Genomic DNA, 23,097 nt, shown 5'->3' with positions numbered 1-23,097 from the left:
CAGCGTAGTCAGTTTACCTGATTTAAAGCCTGAGCCGATCTTAGCAGTTTCTGCAGCGTATAAGTTAGCCGGCAGCAAAATTAATCTTGTTGTACCTGTCTGCAGGCGTTAGCCTGATGCCAGGATTGAAAGGAGTAACACAATGGCAGTGACATTCAGCAACCGGTTGTCGGCGTTGTTGCCGGCGCTGGTATTAACAACGGTGCTGGCGTGCATCACACAAAGCGCGTTTAATCTCTCAGCAATTGCGCCACTTAGTGGTGGCATTAGCCCCAGCGCTATATTGGCAACAATCTGGTTTGATTTACGCCATTTTAGTTTGACCTATGCCCCAATAGCGCTGATTAATCTGTCAGCAGTGGCGCTGGTATTGTATGTATTGCCGGTAATGCAGCGCTACTGGCTATCAGCAATGATTGGCGCTGCGTTGCTATACCTGATGTTGCAGCTGATAAATGCTATAGCCCCGATGCCAACCTTAATTGCAGCCACCCGCAGCACTGCTGGCCTTATCAGTATGTTACTGTGCAGCAGTGCCGGCGCGTTATGTTATGTCGTGTTAGTTCAAAGGAGAGACATGCATGGTTAAGCAAATGTTGTTGCTGTTGGTCGTGTTAAGCCTGCCATCTGAGGTGCTGGCAGATAAAGCGCAACCCTATCAGTTCACTGTACTGCACAATCAACTGCAATACCCCTGGGCACTGGTGTTTTTACCTGATGGCGATATGCTGCTGACCGAGCGCGGCGGCAGCTTAAGGCGTCTGTCAGGTGATGGCGGTGAGCGTTTCAATATCAAACCTGCATTGCCGGGATTAATGCAGGCGTCGCAAGCGGGCTTACAGGATATTGCGTTGATGCCGGATTTTGCGCAAAACGCCGGTGTGGTGCTTAGTTATGCTTGCGGTACGCTGGCGGCCAACAACACCTGTCTTGCCAGCGCCGTGCTTACTGACATTGGCCTGAGTGATATAAAGCGTATCTTTCAGGCGAAGCCTTTGAAAAGCGGTGCAGCACACTTTGGTGGCCGTATTGCGTTTTTACCGGACAACAGCCTGGTATTAACCCTGGGTGATGGTTTTGACTACCGTGAGCAGGCACAAAACCCAGCCAATCATTTGGGCAAAATTGTGCGTTTAAATGCCGATGGTTCAGCACCGCAGGACAATCCCTTTGTCGGCAAAGCCGGCTACGCCGCTGAAATATTCAGCCTGGGCCATCGCAACGTGCAGGGTATTTTTTATGATGCGCCAAGCCAAACGCTGTATAGCCACGAGCATGGCCCGCGCGGTGGCGATGAGTTAAATATTATTACTGCGGGAAACAATTATGGTTGGCCGGTAGCAACTTACGGCATTGATTATACCGGTGCACGTATTTCTCCTTTTACCACTTTTAGTAACATGCAGGATGCGGTTTGGGGTTGGACGCCATCTATCGCTCCGGCCGGCATGACGCTATACCGCGGTCAGCTGTTTCCGGATTGGCAAGGCAATATGTTTGTTGCGGCACTGGCTGCGAAAAGTGTGCGCCGGCTGCAAATAGAAAACCATAAGGTAGTAAGTGAACAGGTGCTGTTTAGTGAGCTGGAGCAACGTATTCGTGATGTGCGTAGCGGGCCGGACGGCGCTTTATATTTGCTTACCGACAGTGATAATGGCCAGTTGATTAAGGTGACGCCGGCAAACTAAGCGACAAGCTTGGCCCGCAAGCTTAGTTGCCAAAGCGTCGCAGGGTAGCTTAGTGGTGGTGACCGCCTTCACCGTGGGCGTGGCCATGGGCAATTTCTTCGCCGGTAGCTTCACGTACTGACACTATTTCAACGGCGAATTTCAGCGTTTTACCTGCCAGCGGGTGGTTGGTATCCACGTCGGCTTTAAACATGCCTACCTTAACAATAGTCACCTGGCGCTGGCCGTGTTCGGTTTGTACTACGGCTGTCATACCAGGTTGCCATTTCTTTGCACCCATCAGGTGTTTTACCTGCATGCTTTGAATAGCGTTTTCATCACGCTCGCCATACGCCTCGGTTGGTGTCAGCGTTACTTCCAGCTTATCGCCGGCCGCTTTGCCGCTTAATGCTTGCTCCAACGCCGGCAGCATTTGCTCATGGCCGTGCAGATACAGCAACGGATGACTGCCGTTTGAGCTTTCAAGTTCAACGCTGGCGCCGTTGCTAACGTCGGTTAGGGTGTAATGAAACTGTACTACGCTGTTGTCGCTAATTTGCATAAAAATGGGTCCGTTAGGCGTAAAAGCGTTATTATCCTGCGCCGCGACAGAAAAATCGACTGATTTGGTAAAAAACTACGCCACAGGCTGCTGTGGCGTAGTTTTTGTCATAGATATGGAAGTATCAGGTAGCGGCTTTCATACTGCTGACAAACTGCTTAAGCTGCGCCAGCAAGGTTGTCGGCTCGTGTTGGTGTTGCTCAATCAATTTAACAATTGCTGAGCCGGATATAGCGCCGGCCGCACCACTTTGAATGGCATCTTTGACATGTGCCGGCGTCGAGATACCAAAACCCAGCAGCGGTGGCGCCGGGTTGTAGCTACGAATACGGGCTATCAGTTCGCTGGTTGGCATAGCGGCGACCGTTTCGGTACCGGTAACCCCGGCGCGGCTTAACAGATAAGTGTAACCGCGGCCATAAGAAGCAATTTCGCGCAGGTCATCATCATCAACATTAGGCGGCACGACAAAAATCGGTGCGATATCATGTTTTATCGCACTTTGGCGAAACAGCTTGCTCTCGTGCAGCGGCACATCGGCAATTAGCACCGAATCGACCCCGGCGACTGCCGCTTTAGCGTAAAAGTCGTCAATACCGCGCGCCATCACCAGGTTGGAGTACAACAATAAGCCAATAGGGATAGTGGGGTGGTAAGCGCGGATTTTACTGATCACATCAAAGCTGATGGCTGGCGTTACGCCGGCCGCTAAGGCGCGGATGTTAGCGCCCTGGATCGTCGGGCCATCGGCTATCGGATCTGAAAAGGCAATACCCAGCTCCAGCGCATCGGCACCGGCGTCAATCAGGGTTTTAATAATCTCAAATGACAACTCTGCTGTTGGGTCGCCAATGGTGACAAAGGGCACAAAAGCGCCGCGGCTTTCGCGGTTTAGGCGGTCAAACATCTGCTGGTAACGCTTCATAATTGGCCTCCTGCTAATACGCTGTGCACATGGGCTAAGTCTTTATCGCCACGGCCGGATAAATTCACCAGTAACACGGTTGGCTCTGTTGCTTTCGCGGCCAGTTTTAAGGCATAAGCCAGTGCATGCGAGCTTTCCAGTGCCGGAATAATGCCTTCGCTTTTTGCCAATTGCTGAAAGGCGGCTAAGGCTTCATCGTCGTTTATCGCCACATATTCGGCGCGGCCGGTTTGCTGCAAATGGGTATGCTGCGGGCCTACAGCCGGGTAGTCGAGGCCAGCTGAAATAGAGTACGATTCTTCAATCTGGCCATCGCCAGTTTGCATAATAGCGGTGTAAGCACCGTGCAAAATACCGTAGCTGCCAGTAGAAAGCGCTGCACCATGCTGATGGGTATTTATGCCCATACCACCAGGCTCAACACCAATCAATTTTACACCCTCTTCAGCGATAAAATCGGCAAACATGCCAATCGCATTTGAGCCGCCGCCGACACAGGCAATTACGGCGTCCGGCAGTTTACCTTCCGCTTTTAAGATCTGTTGTTTGGCTTCTTCGCCAATCATCTTTTGAAAATCACGTACTATGGTGGGGAAAGGGTGCGGGCCGGCCGCAGTGCCCAGCATATAATGCGTCGTGTCATAAGTGGCTGACCAGTCGCGCATGGCTTCGTTTACCGCATCTTTTAAAGTACCGCTGCCACTGGTCACCGGAATAACGGTAGCGCCCATCAGCTTCATGCGAAACACGTTTGGCTGCTGGCGCTCAATATCTTTGGCGCCCATATAAATGCGGCACTTTAGCCCCAGCAACGCACAGGCTAACGCGGTTGCCACGCCATGCTGGCCGGCACCGGTTTCGGCAATCACTTCTTTTTTGCCCATGCGTTTGGTTAGCAGCGCCTGGCCCAGTACCTGGTTGGTTTTGTGCGCGCCGCCGTGCAGTAAGTCTTCACGTTTTAAGTAAATTTTAACCAGCGGGTTGGGTGAAATATTACGACACAGCGTTAACGGTGTTGGCCGGCCGGCATATTCGGTTAACAGCTGTTGAAACTCGGCATGAAAGGCCGGGTCTTCTAACGCATCGACATAGGCTTGCTCCAGCTGTTTTAAGGCCGGTACCAGCAGCTGCGGCACAAACATGCCGCCATACTGGCCAAAATAAGGGTTAAGTTTTAGCTCACTCATGGTGAAACTCCCGCAATAGTGTAAAAGCTGACCGGATCTTCGCTGCATCTTTGATGCCAGGCGCAGTTTCCAGCCCTGAATTGAAATCGAGCCCGGCAACGGGCAGTTTAGCTGCTGCTAAGCAGTTATCCGGTGTTAAGCCACCGGCCAGCATAATTGGCTGGCTACTGTTGTGTTGTGTCAGCAAGGCCCAGTTAAAGCTGGTGCCGCTGCCGCCATGCTGCTGTGGATGATAGGCGTCCAGCAAGATGCGGTCGGCAAGCGCGCTAAACTCAGGTAGTACATCTTTTACCCGATAGGCTTTCCAGATCTGGCACTGTGGCGGTAATAGCGGCTTGAGCGTACTGATATAGCCATCATCTTCTTCGCCGTGCAGCTGCACTGCACTTAACGCTAAGCTTTTCGCCAACTGTGCGACTTCGGCCTGGTCAGCATTAACAAACACACCTACATAGTGCAGTGGTGCGTCTTGCTGCACCTGCTTTGCCTGTTCCGGGGTAACGAAACGAGGCGATGGCGGATAAAAAATCAGCCCGCCGTAATACGCGCCGGCAGCATAAGCGGCAGCGGCATCTTCCGGCCGGGTTAGGCCGCATACTTTGTGCCCGCCCAGCACTAATTTACGGGTGGCTGCAGCTAAGTCGGTTTGTGCCATTAACGAGCTGCCGACTAAAAACGCATCGGCAACCTGTGCTAAATGGCGCACTTGTTGGTTAGTGTAAATACCGGACTCTGATACTACCGTTCTGCCCTCGGGGATCAGTTTAGCCAGTGCAAAACTGGTAGCTAAATTGGTGCTTAAATCGCGCAGGTCACGGTTATTAATGCCGATAAGCTGCGCATTCAGTGCCACTGCGCGCAGCGTTTCTGCCTCATTGCTGACTTCGGTCAGCACTGTCATATTCAGCTCGTTGGCGGTGGCGGCAAGGCTTTGGTACTCGTCATCACTCAGTACCGACAACATCAGTAAAACAGCGTCAGCACCGCAGTGGCGGCCTAAATAAATCTGGTAACTGTCGATAATAAAATCTTTATGCAGTAGCGGTTTATCGACTAATTCACGCATGGTGCGCAAGTATTCATACTTGCCCTGAAAGAAGGTTTCATCGGTTAGTACCGAAATACAATCAGCGTATTGGCCGTACACCTGTGCTAACTCGGCAAGATTAAAATCACTGCGGATCAGCCCTTTTGAAGGCGAGGCTTTTTTACATTCCAGAATAAAACGCGGGCCCGGTTGTTTTAGCGCCGCCAGAAAGTCACGCTCAGTCGGTTTTACCTCTGCCACAAAGGTTGTCAGGGGTTGCGTAGTTTTAAGCGCGGCGACCTCATCGCGCTTATGCGCAACAATTTTTGCCAGCACATTCGGCATTTGTTCAGTCATTTGCTGGCTCCTTGCTTTGGCTAAGGTGTTTAAACTGCGACAGGGTCGTAAAAGCTTTATTGCTGCTTAACAGCTCCAGTACCGCCTGGGTATTCACTTTTAAATCATCACCCATGCCGGCAATTTTCAGCATCGCTGCCACATTTATTGCCACGGCCGCTTTATGGGCATCTTGGCCTTCGCCTTGTAAAATGGCCAGCGTAGCCGCAGCATTGTCTGCCGGCTCACCACCTGCCAAAGCACTTAGCGGTGTAAGTGCAACACCAAAATCGTCCGGGGTCAGGCTAAACTCAGTCAGCTCGCCGTCTTTTAATTCACAGACATAGGTGGTGCCGTGCAGCGCTACCTCATCACAGCCACTGCCGTGTACTACCCAGGCGCGTTTTACACCCAGTTGCTGCAGCGCCTGTGCCATTACGCGGCATAATTTGGGATCATACACGCCAAGCAACTGAAAATCCGGTGCCGCCGGGTTAACCAGCGGGCCCAGTAAGTTAAACAGCGTGCGGCTTTTCAGTGCATTGCGTACCGGCATGGCGTGTTTAATGCCGGCATGGTACAGCGGTGCAAATAAAAAGCTGCAATTAGTCTGTGCAAGTGTGTTGGCCGCCTGCTGTGGTGTCATTTGAATATTGATGCCCAGCTGCTCGAGTAAATCGGCCGAGCCAGAGCGCGATGACACGCTGCGGTTGCCGTGTTTTATTACCTTTAAGCCCATGGCCGCGCCGACAATGGCGGCGGTGCTGGAGATATTAATGGTATTGCTGCCGTCACCGCCGGTGCCACAGCAATCGATACCGCCGCTGATCTGGCGCGGAAATGCCGTAGCAGCAGCGCGTAAGGCGCTGGCGGCACCGGCAATTTCATCGGCAGTTTCACCGCGTATTTTAAGTGCGACCAAAAGCGCAGTCAGGTGCACCGGCTCGACGTCACCTTGCACCACTGCGCTAAAAAATTGCTGCGCTTGCGAGAAACTCAACGGTTTACCACTCAGGCTGTGTTGCACGGTGGATAGAATGTTATCTGTCATGTTCTGCCCCGTAATAAATAATTAATGCTTTGTTTTAATAAAGGTTTACCAAGGGTTGTCAGAATAGACTCGGGATGAAACTGAAAGCCCAGCATACGTTTATCCTCGTTTATCACCGCCATTGGAATGTGTCTGTCGTTGGCCAGCAAGGTTAACGCATTGGGCATTTCGGTTGCCATCAGCGAGTGGTACCGCGCCACTAAAAACGGCTGGGGTAAGCCGGCAAATAACGGATGATCCTGCAGCGTAATTGCCGCGGTTTTACCATGTACGGTTTCACCGGCGCGACCGACCACGCCACCAAAGTGTTCAACGATGGCTTGATGACCAAGGCAAATGCCCAGTACCGGAAAGGTGGCGTCACATAGCTTTAACAGCGCCGGCATAGAGCCGGCCTGGCCGGGGCTGCCGGGGCCAGGGGACAGCACCAGCAGCACCGCTTCAGTTTCGCTTTGCATCTGCTGGTATATGTAGTCAGCCGGCACCGTATTGCGATACAGCTTTACGCTGTAGCCTAATTGAGCAAATTCATCGACCAGGTTGTAGGTAAAGGAGTCGATATTGTCGAGTAAATAAATAACGGCCATCGGTTACTCCTTAACGGCTTTATGGGCGGAGACAATGGCGTTAATCACCGCCTGCGCTTTGCTGCGGGTTTCGTCAGCTTCGGCCTGGGCGACAGAGTCAAACACCACACCGGCACCGGCCTGAATATAGGCGGTATCGTTGGCAACATAGGCCGAACGGATCACAATGCAGCTGTCAAAATCGCCATTGCCGGACAAATAACCGACTGCACCGCCGTAGCTGCCGCGACGTTTACCTTCTACACCACGAATAAGTTCGGCGGCTTTCACTTTAGGCGCGCCAACCAGGGTGCCCATGTTCATACACGCCTGATAGGCATGCAGGGCATCCAGTTCCGGCTTTAAGGTGCCCACCACGCGCGAAACCAAATGCATCACATAAGAGTAACGGTCTACTTTTAACAGCTCTTTGACGTAGCGGCTGCCGGGTACGCTGATGCGCGCGACATCGTTACGCGCTAAATCAACCAGCATTAAATGCTCGGCTTTTTCTTTTTCATCCTGGCGAAGTTCCAGCTCAATACGGCTGTCCAGATCGCGGTCGATGCTGCCGTCGCTTTTAAAGCCGCGGCGGCGGGTGCCGGCGATAGGGTAAATTTCTACCTGACGGCTTTGGGCATCAAATTTCAGTGCCGACTCCGGCGAGGCGCCAAACAGGCTAAAGGCGCTGTCTTTTAAATAAAACATATAAGGGCTGGGGTTTTGCTGCTTTAAGCGGGCATAGGCTGCCAGCGGCGCCGGGCATGGCAGGCGGAAGCAGCGGGATGGCACCACCTGAAAAATATCACCGGCGACAATATGCTGTTTCAGCTTTTCTACCTGATGCATAAAGTCAGCATCGCTGATATCAACCTGTACTGCAGCGTCAATCGTTGCATTGGTTGTCGTTTCTGCCGGTGCGCTGTGCAGCAGCTGTTTTAACTGCTCCAGCCGCTTGCCGATAACAAAGCAGTTGGCCGGGGCGTGTTCGCCACAAAATACATTACCGACCAAACGGCTCTGGCCGCTTTGATGATCCAGTACCAACAGTGTTTCTGCCAGATAAAACACATAGTCCGGACACTGATTTTCGGCCGTTGGCACGTTAGGCAACTGCTCTACTGCGGCCACCATGTCATAACCGATAACGCCGCCTAAAAATATCGCGAACTGCTCATCACTTTGGCACTTTAGCTCTCGCTGCAAGGTGCGCAGCACGCTAAAGGGGTTAGGTGCTTGCAGGCGGGCATTTTCCTCCAGTAACAGCGCCGGGCGCTGATAGGTAATGCTTAGCCGGTCTGTGTTTTGCTCTACTAAGGCGTCGCTACTTAGCTTAGCGGCCAGATAGGGCAGCAACACCGCGCCATTAGCGCTAACGGCGTTAATCACCACGTTTTGGTCATTGCATTCGATGCGCAGCGCCGCATCAATCAGCAACAGGCTTTTTAAATTGTCTTTGCTATCAATTTCGGCGGATTCCAGCAGCAACGAGTAGGGGCTTTGTGCCGTCAGCGCCTGATAGCAGGCCAGTGCATCACTGTGGTACGGTAGTGGCATGGCGATGCTGGCCACTTCGCCTGGCGTGTCGGTGATATGACTAAATATCATGTTTCACTTTTTCCTTATGATTCATAAATATAGCTCAACAATTTTAGTTTTGGCCGCTTCGCACAGTTTTGCAGGCACATAAAAAAAGCCCGCTTCTTGTGGAAACGGGCTTCGGTAATTACAGCTAATACAACGCCTACACACGCCCGTCGGGAATGTGCCACCACCAGTTAGTCAGGTTAAGGGTTGTGATAAATTGCATTAGCTTTAAGTACCTCGTTTGTTATGCCACACATAAAACCGCAAAAGGGTGGCAGGCGTCAAGTGCTTATTTGTTATAACCCGGAATTAAAAACGTATAAGCGGCCGGATGGCTGCAGGCTTTTGCGCTTTATACTTCAGCATTCAGCATTCAGCATTCAGCATTCAGCATTCAGCTTTGGGCTGCGGTTTTTTCCAGTTGTTGAATTTTCTGCCATATTTCTTCGCTTTCTGCGGTTAAATCGGCAAACAGACGCATATCACCGTTGCGCTGGGCATGCATCGCCTGCTCCAGTTTTTGGTCGTAAGCTTTACGTAGTTTTTTTACGGGATCGGATTTTAACCAGCCAAACATAGTTTTCGTCGCTCTAAATAAGGTGTAACAAGGTTACGCAGCGCAGTGGCAAAGAGTTCAGTTTATTTTGCTATAAGCCTCTGCTGTGCGACAATAGCCAGCTTATTTTGAGGTGCTGATGAAAATTGATTTACACAGCCATACACAATGCTCAGACGGCGTGTTATCGCCTGAAGGCCTTGTCGCCCGTGCGATAGAAAAGGGTGTGGATGTATTGGCTATTACCGACCATGATACGGTAGCCGGTTTAGCGCCGGCCCTGCAGGCAATAAACGCTCAACAACTGCCGCTGCAGCTGATTAACGGCGTGGAAATTTCTACCAGTTGGCAGCAACTGGAGATTCATGTAGTCGGTTTAAATATTAACCCGCAGTGCCCGCAGTTTTTACAGCGCCTTGCCAGCCAGCAACAGGCAAGATTAGTGCGTGCTGAGGAAATGGCGCGCCGACTGGAAAAAAGCCAGATCCCCGATGTGTTGCCGGCGGTGTTAGCGCTGGCCAATGGCGCCGCCTTAACCCGCACCCATTTTGCCCGGCATCTGGTCAGCATTGGCAAAGCCAGTTCAATGGATGGCGTATTTAAAAAGTATTTAGGTCGCGGCAAAATTGGCTATGTGCCGAATAATTGGGTAGAGATGGCCGATGCCATTGCCTGGATCCACGATGCCGGCGGTGTGGCTGTGTTGGCGCATCCGTTAAAATATAAGTTGACTACCAAGTGGGTAAAACGGCTGGCAGAGCAGTTTGCCGCGGCCGGTGGCGATGCTATAGAGGTGATTTCGCCGCAGCAAACGCCGGTGCAAAAACGCGAGTTGTGGGCCCTGTGTCAGTTGCACGGGTTAACGGCGTCGGTGGGTTCCGATTTTCATCAGGCAACAACTTGGAATGATATCGGAAAAAATCTATATTTAACCGACGATGTGATACCGGTATGGGCGAACTGGCCGTTACAGGGTAGTGCAGTAACGCTGGCATAAGACATTAATTTTATTTAAGAAGAATAACAATGAGCCAATTTTTTCATATTCACCCTGACACCCCGCAGCAGCGTTTACTCAAACAAGCGGTGCAAATTATTCAGCAGGGCGGTGTGGTTATTTATCCGACCGACAGCGGTTATGCATTAGGCTGTCATGTTGGTGATAAAAACGCTATGGCGCGTATTTTACAAATCCGTCAGGTAAGTGGCGATCACCATTTTACGCTGATGTGCCGCGATTTATCTGAGCTGTCGGTGTATGCCAAGGTAGAAAACAGCGCCTTTCGGCTGATTAAAAACAACACCCCGGGTGCTTACACCTTTATTTTGCGCGGCACCAAAGAAGTACCAAAGCGCCTGCTGAACGAGAAAAAGAAGACTATCGGCCTGCGGATCCCGGAAAATAAAATTGCGCTGGCACTGCTGGCTGAGCTTGGTGAGCCACTGCTTAGTACCAGTTTAATTTTACCCGGCGAAGAGTTTGCCGAGAGCGACCCGGAAGATATGCGCGCCCGGTTGGAAAAGCAAGTTGACTTGATTATGCACGGCGGTGTGATTGGTGAAGCGCCAACCACGGTGATTGATTATTCCGACGATGAGCCTGTGGTACTGCGCGAAGGTCGCGGCGACCCGACGCCGTTTCAGTAAGCCAGATACTCGCCGTCATGACAGAGCAGGCTTTGCCCGACAGTTTAACCATACAGCAACCGCTGCCGCTGGCCTTTGTGCGTGGCGAAGCTGTGCTGGACAGGCCGGAAGATTTATATATTCCGCCCGATGCACTGGAGATTTTGCTCGATGCGTTTGAAGGCCCGCTGGACTTTTTACTGTATTTAATCCGCAAGCATAAGTTCGATATTGTCGATTTACCGGTAAACGAAATTACTTTGCAATATATCGAATACATTGACCTGATGCAGGGGCTAAATTTTGAACTGGCGGCCGAGTATCTGGTAATGGCGGCGATGTTGGCCGAGATTAAATCGCGTTTATTGTTACCACGGCACAGCGAAGTAGCAGACGAAGAGGCTGACCCGCGCGCCGAACTTATTCGCCGCTTGCAGGAATACGAAGTGTTTAAGCAGGCCGCGACTGAGCTGGACAGCCTGCCACGCGACGAGCGCGATCACTTTAACGCTAACGCCATGCTGGCCGACAACTTTGCGCCGCTATTGATATTGCCCGATGTCGATTTAGCTGAGCTGACGCTGGCGTTAAAAGATATTGTTAAACGGGCGAAGGATTTTCAGCACCATCATATAAAGCGCGAGCATTTATCTACCCGTGAACGTATGAGCCGTATATTGGATTTACTCAGCCAACATCAAGGCTATTTGGCATTTACTGCCTGTTTTGACGCCACAGAAGGTCGCGAAGGTGTAGTAGTAACCTTTTTAGCGATACTGGAGCTAACCAAAGAAAAACTGGTAGAGATGATTCAGGTAGAAGCCTACGGCCAAATTCATGTCAAACTGAAAGCTGGTGAGGCATAATGGCGGACAAAATTAATGATGTGCAGCTAATGCAGTTAGTTGAAGCGGCGATTTTTGCTGCCGATAAGCCACTGACTAGCGACGATTTACAAAGCACAGTGCTCGATGGCTTTAATGTCAGCAAAAAACGTCTGAACGATACACTAGCCCGGCTGATGCAAGATTACGCCGGCCGCGGTGTTACGCTAACGGAAACGGCCTCAGGCTATCGCTTTATTACCAAACCGGAGCTAAGTGACTACTTAGCCAGGTTGTGGCCGGAGCGCTCGCCGCGTTATTCGAGGGCGGTATTGGAGACGCTTGCACTAATAGCTTACCGCCAGCCCATTACCCGCGGCGAGATAGAAGATATCCGTGGTGTATCTGTAAGTAGCCAGATCATGCGTACCTTGCTGGATCGCAACTGGGTTAAGGTGGTAGGGCATAAAGAAGTGCCCGGCCGGCCCGGTTTATACGCCACTACAAAAGAGTTTTTAGATTACTTTGGTTTAAAACATTTAAACCAGTTACCCCCTTTGCCGGAATTTCAGGCCATTAGCCTGGATCTGGCTGACACCGTCGTGACGACAGGAGAATTGCACTAATGAGTGAAAAAGCCGCAAGTGAAAAGTTACAAAAAGTATTAGCCCGCGCAGGCGTAGGTTCGCGCCGTGAAATGGAAGAATGGATAAGCTCAGGTCGTGTCACCGTTGACGGCAAACCGGCTACCCTGGGCGATCGTATCAGCCCAAGTCAACAAGTGCGGGTAGATGGCCATCCGGTACAAATTGCCAGCGAAGAGCAGCAAATTTGCCGGGTACTGGCGTACCACAAGCCGGAAGGTGAAATATGCTCGCGTACTGATCCGGAAGGCCGGCCTACCGTGTTTTCACGGCTGCCAAACATTAAAGGCGCGCGTTGGATAGCCATTGGCCGGCTGGATATTAATACTTCAGGTTTATTGTTGTTTACCACCGACGGCGAGCTGGCAAACCGCCTGATGCACCCCAAATTTGAAGTAGAGCGTGAATACGCGGTACGGGTATTTGGCGAGATTAACGATGCGATGATCCAGCGCCTGCGCACCGGCGTTGAGCTGGAAGACGGTAAAGCTAACTTTAAAAAAATCAAAGCACTGCCGGGCGAAGGTATCAACCGCTGGTTCCATGTTGTATTAACTGAAGGCCGTAACCGTGAAGTACGCCGGATGTGGGAATCGCAGGGCGCGGTAGTCAGCCGGCTTATTCGCGTGCGCTACGGTGATTTACTGCTGCCAAAACACTTACCTGCTGGTGGCTATGCCGAGTATCCGCTGGACGAAGTAAACTACCTGCGTAAGTTAGTTAGCTTAGCGCCGGAAGTAGCAACCTTAGTAAAACCGGAAGACCGCGACGAGCGCCGCCGCCGTATGGCCAGTATGAAGCGCGCTGTGCGCAAGCACGATATCGCCGCTAAAACACCAGAGCGTACACCAAAAGAGCGCAAGCCAAGTGAAGCCAGGCCGGCCAAACCAGATGCCGCTAAGCCGGCAGGGCGCAGAGGCCCGGGCAAGCCCAAAGGTAAGCCTACAAGGCAGCCTAACGGTAAGAAGCCCAGCCGCGAAGGCAGAGGTTAAGCACTAAAGACAAAGGCGCGTAAAGCGCCTTTGTTGTGTCTGGGAAATACTTCAGTAGCGGTTAAGTGCCGGTATAAACCACTCTGGGCACAGCAAATAGTGTAGCAACCGCAATTAAACCGCCGATGACTGCAATCAGTGGACCGGTGATAATGCCGCCAAGCTGAAAATAACCTATCATTGAGCCGGTTATCATTAGCATTAAACCAAGGTTTTTTACCACTGCCGCTTTGCGGTTTTCATGGCTCCATTGCTTACAATTAGAGCATTGCAGCATAAAGATACCGTTAACTTTCTTTGTTGCGGTAGCCTGCTTTAAATTCACTTTGTGGTTGCAGGTAGGACATTCCACCATTTTCATCAATAAATTTCCCTTACCAACCTGAAGCCGACTGAAGGGTACTTAGCGTCTATAGATACAGCATCCCGGGCGGATAATCGTGTGTTGTGAGCCCGGTCTGAGTAACTGCCACCTTTAACAATGCGGTTTTCACAATCACCGGTTTTTACCGGAGTTGTATCATTTGACCGGGTTTTATCATCATTACAATCCAGTACCCATTCGGCCAGGTTAGATGATACGTCATACAGGCCATAAGGGTTGGCGTTATAGCGGCCGGATATCCAGGGCTGGGCGGCTTCAGTGCCGGGTCTGCAATTGTCAAGATCACGGTCGCAGTGTTCTTTACTCTGAATATACTCGTTGCCCCACCAATACACTGTTTTTGTGCCTGCTCTGGCGGCATATTCCCATTCTGTTTCAGAGGGTAAACGGTAATGCTGGTTAGTTTGTTCGGTTAACCATTTAGCGTAGGCTGTAGCGTCCATCCAACTGACATTAATTACCGGCATATCGCCACGACCCCAGCCTCTGTCATCCGGTAAGGCGCGATTAGTGGCGTTAGCAAATTTGTCGTACTGGGCAAAAGTAACTTCAGTGCGACTGATAGCGAAAGCTGTGCTGTTATTTATCGTGCGTTGTGGGCCAAAGTAACTGATTGGTGCCGTATATTCTTCACCGGCAATGCCTTTTCCCGCTGGAATAACACTTAGCTGTGGGCCACTAGTACCGTCGCTGAGTTTATCGCTAAAAAACTCAGCGGTATAAGAGGTGCTTTCGCTACATGAAACGATCGATAAAGGCAGTATTAACACTGCGAATGCTTTTGCAGACAACGACATATTCTTCCTATTCATTAACGCTGTAACCTTGAATAAAACTATGTAACGATAACCTGGTTTAAGGTTCCCACGGATATGCTCGTTATTTCCAGAGTGTGTTTGTAATTGAAAACACTTACTAAAACAAGGCTGGATAGTGCCTGATATCGATATACCCACCTTGCTGGTTATCGCTGTAGCGGTAGTGCTAACCGGGATTTCCAAATCCGGTTTTGCCGGTGCAATTGGCGGTATTACCGTGCCTTTGATGTCGCTGGTAATAAGTCCGGCGCTGGCGGCGGCGTTATTGCTGCCGATTTTAATCATTGCCGATGTACTAAGTCTGCGCCAGTGGTGGGGGCAGCACAGTATGTCGCATTTAAAGTTGTTACTACCGGCGGCACTGCTGGGTATAGTTGTTGGCTATGCCAGCTTTGGCTGGTTAGATGAGGCCGGTTTACGCTTGCTATTAGGCGTTATTACGCTACTATTTGCGCTGAATATGCTGTTAAAGCTGGTGAACCAGTCGCGGTTAACCTCGCCCTGGGCTGGCCGTGTACTCGGCGCGCTAAGTGGCTTTACCAGCTTTGTTGCCCATGCCGGCGGGCCGCCGCTGAATATGTATTTATTACCGCAACACTTAGCGAAATCGCAATACCTGGCCACGGCAGTAGTATTTTTTGCGGTGGTTAATCTGCTGAAATTGCCGCCGTACTTATTGCTTGGGCAGCTTAATACAGCACTGTTTGGTTATGCCTTACTCAGCCTGCCACTGGTGTGGCTTGGGGTAAAGCTTGGCATAGTGTTACAACATAAATTCAGCGAAAAAGCGTTTTATCATTTGATCAGTATCAGCATGTTGCTGTTGGGTTTACGGCTGATTTATCAGGCAGTGGTCAGTTAACGCACTTTGCTTTTACGTATCATTTTATACAGCAGCTCCGGCGATAAGCGCGATACCAATGCGCCTAAGCGCTCTTTTAACCCACCGATAACAATATAGTTTTTACCCTTTAGCAGCGCTTTTACCGCTTTTTCGGCAAAATCGTCTGCGCTCATGGCATTGGCCTGAGCATGGTCCATCGTACCGAGCGCGCTGCCATCGCCTGTGAGGGCATTGAGTGATACATTGGTTTTAACAAAACCCGGGAAAATCGTCGCGACAGTTAAGCCCTGCTCAAATAATTCAGCGCGTAAACTATTGGCCCATAAATGCAGTGCTGCTTTGGCGGCAGAGTAACTGCCGCGATATTGGGTGCCAACTAAACCGGCGACAGAAGAAACAAATACCACCTTGCCACCACCGTCGGCTAATAGCAGCGGCAGCGCCTGACGGGTTAAATTTATCTGGGCAAAATAATCCACTTCAAACAGCTGGCGGTCTGTGTTTAGCGTGGTATCGATGATAAGGGCGCGCTGGCTGATACCGGCATTATTAATCAACCAGTCCAGCCCGCCGATCTGTCGTTGTATAGTGTCAACGGCATTGTTAACTGCGCTAGCGTCGGTAATATCCAGTGGCAGCAACAAGTGCTGCGCGCTGTTTGCCAAGCTGCTGCGTACCCGTTCCAGCTCACTTTGCCGCCGTGCACTTAACACCAGCCTGGCGCCATCAGCCGCCAGTTCGCGGGCCAATGCCTCGCCAATACCGCCAGAGGCGCCGGTTATCCATATGAGTTTATTTTTTACAGCCATCATAAGACATTATGCTCAGTTTTACTTTTGCACGACCTTAAAAAATAACCGCCGTGTTGTAAAGCTGAAACTGCTCAATGCTAATGCTGAGTTACCAATTGATTTGCTCGAAGTGGCTGGGTAGTTGCTGCCAGTATTCTGGCTTGTCCAGCGGTGTGGCAGTAGGCAAAAGTGGGTTATGCAACTTGAGCACGTTACGCTTTTGCTGCGCCAGTTGCTTGAGGATGGCGCCATATTGCTGTTCAAACAACGAATTGAAACTGCCGTCTTTATACATTTCCGTCAGGCCATACTCTATGGCTGCAGCTAATTTTGTATCGTTATTGGATACAAAAAAGTATTCTGCCGTCGGGTAATACAGTATCAGGTCAGGCGCAATAAACAGTTTTGCCGCGATGTTTTTGTGCTCCTCAGCAATCTCAATCACCGAACGTGGCAAAGCGTTAACACGGCCCTTTTTAACCATAGTAAACATGGCGTGATAATCATTAGTGGTATGAATTTTAAAGCCATTTGCTTTTAAAATCTGGCTATCCGGCCAATCATGGCCTTGTACGAAAAGAGTGTTTTGTTTACTTCGCTGCACAGATAAAAATGGCACATTCTCGTTTACAAATAACAGGCGCCAGCCTAGCAAACCTCTACTCAGGGGCACACGAACAGGCTTTAGCAGTTTTTCCCGCTCAATGCTGGTCATGCTCCAATACACGTCGACAATGCCGGTTTGCTGGCTTATTTCTCGCAGTACACGGCTTTGCGCCATGGTTTCTTTTGCCGGCTTTAAGGTGTAGGGCGTGGAGGAGTAGCTCAGTGCTTTTTGCAGCAACTGCACGTGATAAGCTTGCATCACGTCTCTGTTGTCATACGGCAGAGCAAAAATTACAGTTCGTGCATTTACTGCTGCTGATGGCTGAATGACCAATAGCAACAGTGCTAAACCAGTAAAAAAGACACATCGCACAATAGAAACCTACAAATGTTTTTAAGCTGTATTTAATGTAGGTAATCTATTGCATTTAGGAAATATTTATTTAATGGATTTGGCTTTTATTTGGTGAGATTTTCACTTTGAATTTGCGCTGAAAATAGCTTTTAAACAAGATGATAGAGCCAATGCCTATTACTGGTGCTGCCAGCCATGTCAGCATCATCCATTGCTCCGGCAATAACTCGCTAACCAATCGACGGCCACCAGCGGCAAAGAATGCTGTGTAAACCGCAATGCCGGTACCTACCATTGATGTGAAGTGTTCAATAATCCATTGCCGTGGTTTGATTTCTGCTTTAAATACATACACACAAATACTTGCTGCGGTATAAAAACTCACGCCGGCAAAAATCATTAGTAATGTCTGGTTAAATTTGTGACCCTGCCAGGCGACAAACAGCGATAACGGCAGCATAAGCAATACTGGCCCAAGAAAACTAAGGCGTTTTAACAGGCTACGATTGGCTTTAGCTAACAGTACACCAATAGCGTGGCGCACGGACACCCAGGTAAGCAGGCTTAACAGTAATAAAAATTGTGAAAATACAACGCGCCAACCCAAAAAGCGCTGCAGCTCAATGCCGCTTAAATTGGGCATAGGGTAGATGGCAAGCGGATCGTAGATGGTTAAGCCGCTCATCACCATGCCAGAGCCGGATACCAGCAGCATGATGTAATAAAATACTTGCCCGGCGTTGTTATGTAACTTGCTACCTTTTTTAACGATAACCGGTAGCCAAAAAAGCAGTAATGCAATGCTGCCAAGTGCGATGTGTGTGTATAACAAGATGCTGTGTAAAGCGGACATAATCAGTCTCCTTAGTGGTTGGACTAAGTGTATTGCGACTGCTTGTTGCGCACAGGTGCCAAAAGTCAGGATTTTACACTATGACTTTTGGCCTATTGCGGATATTTTTTTGTTGCTCATAATGCGCTGATGAAAACAAAATTTGATTTCGCCACGCTGGCCGGTGCACTGACCTGGCTCATGGTGTATGGCATTAGCATCTTTCTGCTGCAAAAAGGCCCCGCTAGCCAAAGCCTGTGGCTGATGCATCTGCTATTTTTGTTGTTCGGCGGCTTGTTTGTCGTGCTGACTCGGGATAATTGCGATTTTGGCCTACGAGGCCGTTTTGGCCCGCGATTATTGTGCCTGCAATTGCTTGTTGCCTTTGCGCTACTTTGGCTATTACCTGCACGGCAGTTCGAGTTTCTCGCTATCCTGATTATTATCTGGGCGGCGATGCTTCCTTTTGTAATGCGTACCACTTTGGCAGTGCTTGTGGTGGCGTTGGTTGTGGCAAGCTGGTATTGCATAGTGGCGTGGCAAACGGGTAAAACAGTGTGGATCACCGCGCTGCTTTACGGCAGCTTTAATCTTTTTGCTGTGCTGGTGCAAAGCGCCAGCCGTGATGCGGAAAAGGCCAGAGATGAGCTGGAGCAAAAGCATCAGCAATTACAGGCAACCCAGCAATTGCTGCAAGCGGCGTCACGCCAAAGCGAGCGCACCCGTATTGCCCGCAATTTACATGATCTGGTTGGACATCATTTAACGGCGCTGACGATACAGTTGCAGGTTGCTGGTCATATAACCGAAGGTGAAGCCAAGTTGCAGGTGGATAAATGCCATCAATTGGCCAAGTTGCTATTGGCCGATGTACGTGAAGCGGTAAGCACTATGCGCCAGTATGCTGATGTCTCCTTGCTTGATGCGATAACCTCGTTAATACAATTACTGCCTCAGCAATTTGAGGTAAAACTGCAAATCCCGGATGACATTATGCTTAACGACTTGCAACAGGCGCAGCACTTGCTGTGTATTGTGCAGGAAGCGTTTAGCAATAGCCTGAAACACAGTGGCGCCACCGAGGTCAGCATTGAAGCTAACGTGGCTGCAGGGCAGCTGCAGCTGACGATTTATGATAACGGCAGGGTTTCATCGCATTGGCAAGCGGGCAATGGTATCAAAGGTATGCAGGAAAGGTTAGCAGAGTGCGGCGGCAGCTTGACGCTGAGCACGCAGCAACAAGCGATGCAACTTAGCATAATGTTACCGTATAAAGGGAATGAAAATGCATAAGGTATTGCTGGTAGACGATCAGAAATTGATCCGTGACGGTATTAAAAGTTTGCTTGGCTTGTCGGGCAAAGTGGATGTAGTTGCCGAGTGTAGCGATGGCACGACGGTGTTAGATGCCTGCAAAGTTTATAAACCGGATATTATTTTGCTGGATCTCTCCATGCCGGTAATGAATGGCGTGCAAACTTTGGATGCGCTAAAACAGGCTGGCAGTGACATTCCGGTGCTTATTTTAACCACCTTCGACGAACATGAAATGGTGTTAAAAAGTATTACATTAGGCGCGCGTGGCTTTTTGCTGAAAGATGTGTCGCTGGAAACTCTGGTAGAGGCGATTGCAACCCTCGCCGGCGGTGGAAGTTGTTTTGCGCCCAACATTACCGAGCGTTTGCTGGGGGCAATACGCAGTAACGACGCTGGTGAAAAAAGCGACTTTGTTATGCCGGCGCAATTGGATGCGCTAAGTGACAAAGAATTGGAAATTCTGCAATTGATGGCCGCGGGTTACAGCAACAAAGAAATTGCGGCAGCGCTGTTTAAATCTGAAGGCACGGTGAAAAACCAATGCTCAGCAATATTATCGAAGCTTGGGGTGCGCGATCGCACCCGTGCCGTATTGCTGGCATTGGAGTTGGGGATAATTAGCTAGCTGTTGTAGCCATTAGGGTTAGCCGACTGCCAGCGCCAGCTGTCACGCACCATATCATCCAGCGTTTTCTCAGCCTGCCAGCCCAGCAATGCTTTGGCTTTTGAGGGCTGGGCATAACAGGTAGCAATATCGCCAGCGCGTCTTGCTGCTATCTGGTAGGGCACATCGACAGCATTTACGCGGCTAAAAGCATTGACCATATCCAGTACGCTATAGCCGGTACCGGTGCCCAAATTAATGGCTTCAATACCGCAGTGCTTATCAAGATATTGCAGTGCTTTAACATGGCCGCGGGCTAAATCCACTACGTGAATATAATCACGCACCCCGGTGCCGTCGTGAGTCGGGTAGTCGTTGCCAAATACGCTCAGTTTATCGCGTTTACCTACCGCAACTTGCGAGATAAACGGCATTAGGTTGTTTGGTATACCGTTGGGGTCTTCACCTATTTGGCCACTGTCATGCGCGCCCACCGGGTTAAAGTACCGCAGCAAAGTGATGCCCCAGTCAGGTTCAGCGCGCAGCAGATCTTCCAGGATATGTTCGATCATCAATTTGCTCTGGCCATAAGGGTTGGTGGCTGAGCGGGGGGCCGTTTCCGGGATTGGCACCTGTTTAGCGTCACCGTACACCGTAGCCGACGAGCTAAAGACCAGCTGTTTTACACCAAAGTCGCGCATTACCCGGCACAGGGTAACAGTGCCGGCTACATTGTTATCGTAGTAGTGCAGTGGTATTTGTGTCGATTCACCCACCGCTTTTAAACCGGCAAAATGCACTACAGCACTGATGGTATAGTTGCTAAACAACTGGCGCAGCGCCGCTTCGTCACGGATATCGCCTTGAACGCTGATCAGTTGTTTACCTGTTAGTTGCTGCACCCGTTTAAGTGCATCATCTGAGCTATTGCTAAAGTTGTCGAAGCTCAGCACCTGATAACCGGCGTTTAGCAGCTCCAGCGCAGTATGGCTGCCGATATAACCAGCGCCGCCGGTAAGTAAAACGTAACTCATGCTACTGTCCTTGTGGCTGCTCATTTTAAGGTAATACTTTTTTAAACGGCTTTACTGTTGAGCGGGCATAGACCCCAGCGGCCAGGTAAGGGTCGGCATCAGCCCAGCTTTGCGCTTCGGTTAAGCTGGCAAACTCTGCCACCACTAAAGAGCCGGTAAAACCGGCGACGCCCGGATCTATACTATCAATGGCTGGCGTAGGGCCGGCCAGTAGTAAGCGACCTTCATTTTTTAACTGTTCCAGCCGCGCTATATGTGCCGGTCGCGTGGCCAGGCGGTTTTCTAAACTGTTAGCAACATCTTCGGAGTAAATCATATAGAACATAGTGGGCTGTCCTTTTGCAGAGCCGGTTTTTACTGGCGCACGATAGCAGATCCTTAGCGTGGTTCCAACGACATTGAACGCATTGGAGCAGTACAGACTAGGATTTCCGGCAACAGCCTGTTAGCATGCAGGGCGCTTACAAAAAAATGAGCCTAGCTCAAACATTCTAATAAGAAAGATTCAGGGAGTCCGCGTAGCAATGAAACGTGAACAATTTAGTTCAAGCCTAGGCTTTGTGCTGGCAGCTGCCGGTTCAGCTGTGGGTATCGGTAATCTGGTCGCCTTTCCGGTAATGGCCAGTAAAAATGGCGGTGCCGCCTTTTTAATTATGTATGCCTTTTTCGTATTTTTTATCTGTTTACCTGTAATGTTGGCAGAGATGAGTTTAGGCCGCCATACCCGGCAAAATCCGCTGGGGGCTTATACCGAGATAGGCCAGAACCGCGCCTGGCGCACGGTTGGCTGGATGTCGGTGATCACGCCTTTTATGATTGGTGTGTTTTATCTGGTGATCACCGTATGGATATTCGGTTATTTGGGTAAATCGGTAATGGGCCAGCTAACCGAACTGGCTGCACCTGACAGTTTCGATAACTTTATTAATAGCAACGAGCTGTTTGTCTACATGGCGATTGTTATTGGCCTGACGTTTGCAATTTTACAGGGCGGGGTTAAGCAAGGCATCGAAAAAGCGGCGCGGGTATTAATGCCGATGCTGTTTGTCATGTTAATTGCGTTGGTTATCTATGTATTTACGCTGGATAACGCTATGTTAGGCGTTAAATTTTTCCTTATTCCGGAATTTGATAAGCTAACCGGTAAGGTATTAAACGGCGCGCTGGCACAGGCATTTTTCTCGTTATCACTGGCCATGGGTATTTTAATTACTTACGGCTCGTACATTCAGAAAAACAACAATATCGTGCACGCCGGTAAAATGGTGGCGGGCTTGTCGGTATTGGTGGCGTGTTGTTCAGGCTTGTTGATCCTGCCAGCGGTATTCTCGTTTAACCCGGATATTCAGCTTAGCGAATTATCTGAGTCCAGCATTGGTATGATTTTTATGTTCCTGCCAAAAATCTTTCTGGCGTTGCAGGCGGATATTGGCTATTTCGGCGCGTCTTTTGTTGCCAGCTTTTTCTTCCTGCTAGTGTTTTTTGCGGCGTTAACTTCATTGGTATCGATTATTGAAGTGCCGGTATGCAGTTTAATGGATGGGAAAGGTGTCAGCCGTCGTACTGCATTATTTTCCCTTGGCACTGCGATGATTGCGCTGGCGGTGATCTGCGCTCTGTCATTTGGCCGGGTTGATGTATTCAGTAACCTGCTAAGCTATGGTGGTATTAATAAATCGTTTTTTGACCTGGTGTATGACATCTTCTATGAAACCATATTGCCTTTAAACGGTTTATTGCTGTGTTTGTTTGTAATTTATCGCTGGAAAAAGCATAACTTTGATGCCGAAATTAGTCAGGGCAATGCGACATTTGCCGGCTCCTTACTGCAAAAATACGTTAACTTTTCACTGGGTACCTTTATCCCCTTTATTCTGGCGTTGATCTTCGTTAATACCGTATCGACCATTTTCTTCGGTAACAACCTGTTGTTTTAACTGAGATATAAAAAGAAAAAGGCA

The 23,097-nt window shown here is 49.9% G+C and carries 26 protein-coding genes; 11 read left to right on the top strand and 15 right to left on the bottom strand.

Annotated elements, in window-relative coordinates; translation table 11 throughout:
• The first annotated feature begins 142 nt into the window (after window positions 1–142).
• A complete protein-coding gene (locus tag ACYVIC_RS18090) occupies window positions 143–589 on the top strand; it encodes a hypothetical protein (RefSeq protein WP_460862196.1) in 447 nt (148 codons plus the stop codon).
• The gene (locus ACYVIC_RS18085; protein ID WP_460862195.1) at window positions 582–1,688 is read left to right on the top strand and encodes a PQQ-dependent sugar dehydrogenase; all 1,107 of its coding nucleotides are present in this window, start codon (window positions 582–584) and stop codon (window positions 1,686–1,688) included. The genes ACYVIC_RS18090 and ACYVIC_RS18085 overlap by 8 nt, the downstream gene beginning before the upstream one ends.
• A gap of 49 nt (window positions 1,689–1,737) precedes the next feature.
• On the opposite strand, the gene ACYVIC_RS18080 is transcribed toward ACYVIC_RS18085, so the two are convergent.
• The 8 genes from ACYVIC_RS18080 to ACYVIC_RS18045 form a co-directional block, all read right to left on the bottom strand.
• Entirely contained in the window at window positions 1,738–2,229 is a 492-nt protein-coding gene (locus ACYVIC_RS18080) for an FKBP-type peptidyl-prolyl cis-trans isomerase (RefSeq protein ID WP_460862193.1), read from the bottom strand.
• 124 nt (window positions 2,230–2,353) lie between these two features.
• Window positions 2,354–3,154 carry a tryptophan synthase subunit alpha gene (gene trpA / locus ACYVIC_RS18075; RefSeq protein WP_460862191.1) on the bottom strand — a complete coding sequence of 267 codons (801 nt, stop codon included), beginning with the start codon at window positions 3,152–3,154 and terminating at the stop codon, window positions 2,354–2,356.
• Window positions 3,151–4,341 carry a tryptophan synthase subunit beta gene (gene trpB, locus ACYVIC_RS18070; protein ID WP_460862189.1) on the bottom strand — a complete coding sequence of 397 codons (1,191 nt, stop codon included), beginning with the start codon at window positions 4,339–4,341 and terminating at the stop codon, window positions 3,151–3,153. Before trpB ends, trpA begins: the two co-directional genes overlap by 4 nt.
• Window positions 4,334–5,725 (bottom strand): bifunctional indole-3-glycerol-phosphate synthase TrpC/phosphoribosylanthranilate isomerase TrpF, encoded by a 1,392-nt coding sequence (gene trpCF, locus ACYVIC_RS18065; protein ID WP_460862188.1) that lies wholly within the window; start codon window positions 5,723–5,725, stop codon window positions 4,334–4,336. Before trpCF ends, trpB begins: the two co-directional genes overlap by 8 nt.
• Complete coding sequence (trpD, locus tag ACYVIC_RS18060; protein WP_460862186.1) at window positions 5,718–6,755, bottom strand: anthranilate phosphoribosyltransferase; 1,038 nt, start codon at window positions 6,753–6,755, stop codon at window positions 5,718–5,720. Before trpD ends, trpCF begins: the two co-directional genes overlap by 8 nt.
• Complete coding sequence (locus tag ACYVIC_RS18055; protein ID WP_460862185.1) at window positions 6,752–7,342, bottom strand: aminodeoxychorismate/anthranilate synthase component II; 591 nt, start codon at window positions 7,340–7,342, stop codon at window positions 6,752–6,754. The genes trpD and ACYVIC_RS18055 overlap by 4 nt, the downstream gene beginning before the upstream one ends.
• Window positions 7,343–7,345: 3 nt before the next feature.
• Window positions 7,346–8,929 carry an anthranilate synthase component 1 gene (locus tag ACYVIC_RS18050; RefSeq protein ID WP_460862183.1) on the bottom strand — a complete coding sequence of 528 codons (1,584 nt, stop codon included), beginning with the start codon at window positions 8,927–8,929 and terminating at the stop codon, window positions 7,346–7,348.
• Between the two features lie 373 nt (window positions 8,930–9,302).
• A complete protein-coding gene (locus ACYVIC_RS18045) occupies window positions 9,303–9,485 on the bottom strand; it encodes a DUF6435 family protein (protein ID WP_460862182.1) in 183 nt (60 codons plus the stop codon).
• A gap of 118 nt (window positions 9,486–9,603) precedes the next feature.
• Here ACYVIC_RS18045 and rnm point away from each other — a divergent pair, with 118 nt between their 5' ends.
• The 5 genes from rnm to rluB are packed head-to-tail and all read left to right on the top strand — an operon-like array spanning window position 9,604 to window position 13,550.
• A complete protein-coding gene (gene rnm / locus ACYVIC_RS18040) occupies window positions 9,604–10,461 on the top strand; it encodes an RNase RNM (RefSeq protein WP_460862180.1) in 858 nt (285 codons plus the stop codon).
• A gap of 29 nt (window positions 10,462–10,490) precedes the next feature.
• Window positions 10,491–11,111, top strand: a complete 621-nt coding sequence (locus ACYVIC_RS18035; protein WP_460862179.1) for an L-threonylcarbamoyladenylate synthase — start codon at window positions 10,491–10,493, stop codon at window positions 11,109–11,111.
• 17 nt (window positions 11,112–11,128) lie between these two features.
• On the top strand, window positions 11,129–11,956 hold the full coding sequence (locus tag ACYVIC_RS18030; protein ID WP_460862177.1) for a segregation and condensation protein A: 828 nt from the start codon (window positions 11,129–11,131) through the stop codon (window positions 11,954–11,956).
• Complete coding sequence (scpB, locus tag ACYVIC_RS18025; RefSeq protein WP_460862175.1) at window positions 11,956–12,540, top strand: SMC-Scp complex subunit ScpB; 585 nt, start codon at window positions 11,956–11,958, stop codon at window positions 12,538–12,540. The genes ACYVIC_RS18030 and scpB overlap by 1 nt, the downstream gene beginning before the upstream one ends.
• Entirely contained in the window at window positions 12,540–13,550 is a 1,011-nt protein-coding gene (gene rluB / locus ACYVIC_RS18020; RefSeq protein WP_460862173.1) for a 23S rRNA pseudouridine(2605) synthase RluB, read from the top strand. Before scpB ends, rluB begins: the two co-directional genes overlap by 1 nt.
• 61 nt (window positions 13,551–13,611) lie before the next feature.
• On the opposite strand, the gene ACYVIC_RS18015 is transcribed toward rluB, so the two are convergent.
• Window positions 13,612–13,911 carry a hypothetical protein gene (locus tag ACYVIC_RS18015; RefSeq protein ID WP_460862172.1) on the bottom strand — a complete coding sequence of 100 codons (300 nt, stop codon included), beginning with the start codon at window positions 13,909–13,911 and terminating at the stop codon, window positions 13,612–13,614.
• Complete coding sequence (locus ACYVIC_RS18010; RefSeq protein ID WP_460862169.1) at window positions 13,911–14,747, bottom strand: formylglycine-generating enzyme family protein; 837 nt, start codon at window positions 14,745–14,747, stop codon at window positions 13,911–13,913. The genes ACYVIC_RS18015 and ACYVIC_RS18010 overlap by 1 nt, the downstream gene beginning before the upstream one ends.
• Window positions 14,748–14,868: 121 nt before the next feature.
• On the opposite strand from ACYVIC_RS18010, the gene ACYVIC_RS18005 reads away from it, so the two are divergent.
• Entirely contained in the window at window positions 14,869–15,615 is a 747-nt protein-coding gene (locus tag ACYVIC_RS18005) for a sulfite exporter TauE/SafE family protein (RefSeq protein ID WP_460862168.1), read from the top strand.
• On the opposite strand, the gene ACYVIC_RS18000 is transcribed toward ACYVIC_RS18005, so the two are convergent.
• From ACYVIC_RS18000 to ACYVIC_RS17990, 3 genes are all read right to left on the bottom strand, one after another.
• Window positions 15,612–16,409 (bottom strand): SDR family oxidoreductase, encoded by a 798-nt coding sequence (locus ACYVIC_RS18000; RefSeq protein WP_460862167.1) that lies wholly within the window; start codon window positions 16,407–16,409, stop codon window positions 15,612–15,614. The genes ACYVIC_RS18005 and ACYVIC_RS18000 overlap by 4 nt on opposite strands.
• Window positions 16,410–16,497: 88 nt before the next feature.
• On the bottom strand, window positions 16,498–17,253 hold the full coding sequence (locus ACYVIC_RS17995; RefSeq protein ID WP_460862165.1) for a hypothetical protein: 756 nt from the start codon (window positions 17,251–17,253) through the stop codon (window positions 16,498–16,500).
• A gap of 184 nt (window positions 17,254–17,437) precedes the next feature.
• Window positions 17,438–18,202 carry a hypothetical protein gene (locus ACYVIC_RS17990; RefSeq protein ID WP_460862164.1) on the bottom strand — a complete coding sequence of 255 codons (765 nt, stop codon included), beginning with the start codon at window positions 18,200–18,202 and terminating at the stop codon, window positions 17,438–17,440.
• Between the two features lie 129 nt (window positions 18,203–18,331).
• Here ACYVIC_RS17990 and ACYVIC_RS17985 point away from each other — a divergent pair, with 129 nt between their 5' ends.
• Window positions 18,332–19,474 (top strand): sensor histidine kinase, encoded by a 1,143-nt coding sequence (locus ACYVIC_RS17985; RefSeq protein WP_460862163.1) that lies wholly within the window; start codon window positions 18,332–18,334, stop codon window positions 19,472–19,474.
• A complete protein-coding gene (locus ACYVIC_RS17980; protein WP_460862161.1) occupies window positions 19,467–20,123 on the top strand; it encodes a response regulator in 657 nt (218 codons plus the stop codon). The genes ACYVIC_RS17985 and ACYVIC_RS17980 overlap by 8 nt, the downstream gene beginning before the upstream one ends.
• Here ACYVIC_RS17980 and galE read toward each other — a convergent pair.
• Together galE and ACYVIC_RS17970 are read right to left on the bottom strand one after the other, a co-directional pair.
• Entirely contained in the window at window positions 20,120–21,136 is a 1,017-nt protein-coding gene (gene galE, locus ACYVIC_RS17975) for a UDP-glucose 4-epimerase GalE (protein ID WP_460862160.1), read from the bottom strand. The two genes, ACYVIC_RS17980 and galE, sit on opposite strands and share 4 nt — an antisense overlap.
• Window positions 21,137–21,161: 25 nt before the next feature.
• Complete coding sequence (locus ACYVIC_RS17970; RefSeq protein ID WP_460862158.1) at window positions 21,162–21,461, bottom strand: YciI family protein; 300 nt, start codon at window positions 21,459–21,461, stop codon at window positions 21,162–21,164.
• Between the two features lie 199 nt (window positions 21,462–21,660).
• On the opposite strand from ACYVIC_RS17970, the gene ACYVIC_RS17965 reads away from it, so the two are divergent.
• Window positions 21,661–23,073 carry a sodium-dependent transporter gene (locus tag ACYVIC_RS17965; protein ID WP_460862157.1) on the top strand — a complete coding sequence of 471 codons (1,413 nt, stop codon included), beginning with the start codon at window positions 21,661–21,663 and terminating at the stop codon, window positions 23,071–23,073.
• The last annotated feature ends 24 nt before the right edge of the window (window positions 23,074–23,097 follow it).

This window comes from Rheinheimera gaetbuli, from assembly GCF_054781935.1.
This window is presented reverse-complemented; position numbering and strand designations above follow the sequence as displayed.

Bases quoted from the DNA above. Each gene is read 5' to 3' on its own strand.
- ACYVIC_RS17990 (WP_460862164.1), bottom strand. From the start codon at position 18,202: ATGTCCGCTTTACACAGCATCTTGTTATACACACACATCGCACTTGGC.
- rluB (WP_460862173.1), top strand. From the start codon at position 12,540: ATGAGTGAAAAAGCCGCAAGTGAAAAGTTACAAAAAGTATTAGCCCGC.
- ACYVIC_RS17980 (WP_460862161.1), top strand. From the start codon at position 19,467: ATGCATAAGGTATTGCTGGTAGACGATCAGAAATTGATCCGTGACGGT.
- ACYVIC_RS17970 (WP_460862158.1), bottom strand. From the start codon at position 21,461: ATGTTCTATATGATTTACTCCGAAGATGTTGCTAACAGTTTAGAAAAC.
- ACYVIC_RS18015 (WP_460862172.1), bottom strand. From the start codon at position 13,911: ATGAAAATGGTGGAATGTCCTACCTGCAACCACAAAGTGAATTTAAAG.
- trpD (WP_460862186.1), bottom strand. From the start codon at position 6,755: ATGACAGATAACATTCTATCCACCGTGCAACACAGCCTGAGTGGTAAA.
- ACYVIC_RS17995 (WP_460862165.1), bottom strand. From the start codon at position 17,253: ATGCAAGCTTATCACGTGCAGTTGCTGCAAAAAGCACTGAGCTACTCC.
- rnm (WP_460862180.1), top strand. From the start codon at position 9,604: ATGAAAATTGATTTACACAGCCATACACAATGCTCAGACGGCGTGTTA.
- ACYVIC_RS18090 (WP_460862196.1), top strand. From the start codon at position 143: ATGGCAGTGACATTCAGCAACCGGTTGTCGGCGTTGTTGCCGGCGCTG.
- ACYVIC_RS18030 (WP_460862177.1), top strand. From the start codon at position 11,129: ATGACAGAGCAGGCTTTGCCCGACAGTTTAACCATACAGCAACCGCTG.
- ACYVIC_RS17965 (WP_460862157.1), top strand. From the start codon at position 21,661: ATGAAACGTGAACAATTTAGTTCAAGCCTAGGCTTTGTGCTGGCAGCT.
- ACYVIC_RS17985 (WP_460862163.1), top strand. From the start codon at position 18,332: ATGAAAACAAAATTTGATTTCGCCACGCTGGCCGGTGCACTGACCTGG.
- galE (WP_460862160.1), bottom strand. From the start codon at position 21,136: ATGAGTTACGTTTTACTTACCGGCGGCGCTGGTTATATCGGCAGCCAT.
- ACYVIC_RS18085 (WP_460862195.1), top strand. From the start codon at position 582: ATGGTTAAGCAAATGTTGTTGCTGTTGGTCGTGTTAAGCCTGCCATCT.
- ACYVIC_RS18045 (WP_460862182.1), bottom strand. From the start codon at position 9,485: ATGTTTGGCTGGTTAAAATCCGATCCCGTAAAAAAACTACGTAAAGCT.
- ACYVIC_RS18055 (WP_460862185.1), bottom strand. From the start codon at position 7,342: ATGGCCGTTATTTATTTACTCGACAATATCGACTCCTTTACCTACAAC.
- ACYVIC_RS18010 (WP_460862169.1), bottom strand. From the start codon at position 14,747: ATGAATAGGAAGAATATGTCGTTGTCTGCAAAAGCATTCGCAGTGTTA.
- ACYVIC_RS18000 (WP_460862167.1), bottom strand. From the start codon at position 16,409: ATGATGGCTGTAAAAAATAAACTCATATGGATAACCGGCGCCTCTGGC.
- trpA (WP_460862191.1), bottom strand. From the start codon at position 3,154: ATGAAGCGTTACCAGCAGATGTTTGACCGCCTAAACCGCGAAAGCCGC.
- ACYVIC_RS18080 (WP_460862193.1), bottom strand. From the start codon at position 2,229: ATGCAAATTAGCGACAACAGCGTAGTACAGTTTCATTACACCCTAACC.
- ACYVIC_RS18035 (WP_460862179.1), top strand. From the start codon at position 10,491: ATGAGCCAATTTTTTCATATTCACCCTGACACCCCGCAGCAGCGTTTA.
- scpB (WP_460862175.1), top strand. From the start codon at position 11,956: ATGGCGGACAAAATTAATGATGTGCAGCTAATGCAGTTAGTTGAAGCG.
- ACYVIC_RS18050 (WP_460862183.1), bottom strand. From the start codon at position 8,929: ATGATATTTAGTCATATCACCGACACGCCAGGCGAAGTGGCCAGCATC.
- trpCF (WP_460862188.1), bottom strand. From the start codon at position 5,725: ATGACTGAACAAATGCCGAATGTGCTGGCAAAAATTGTTGCGCATAAG.
- trpB (WP_460862189.1), bottom strand. From the start codon at position 4,341: ATGAGTGAGCTAAAACTTAACCCTTATTTTGGCCAGTATGGCGGCATG.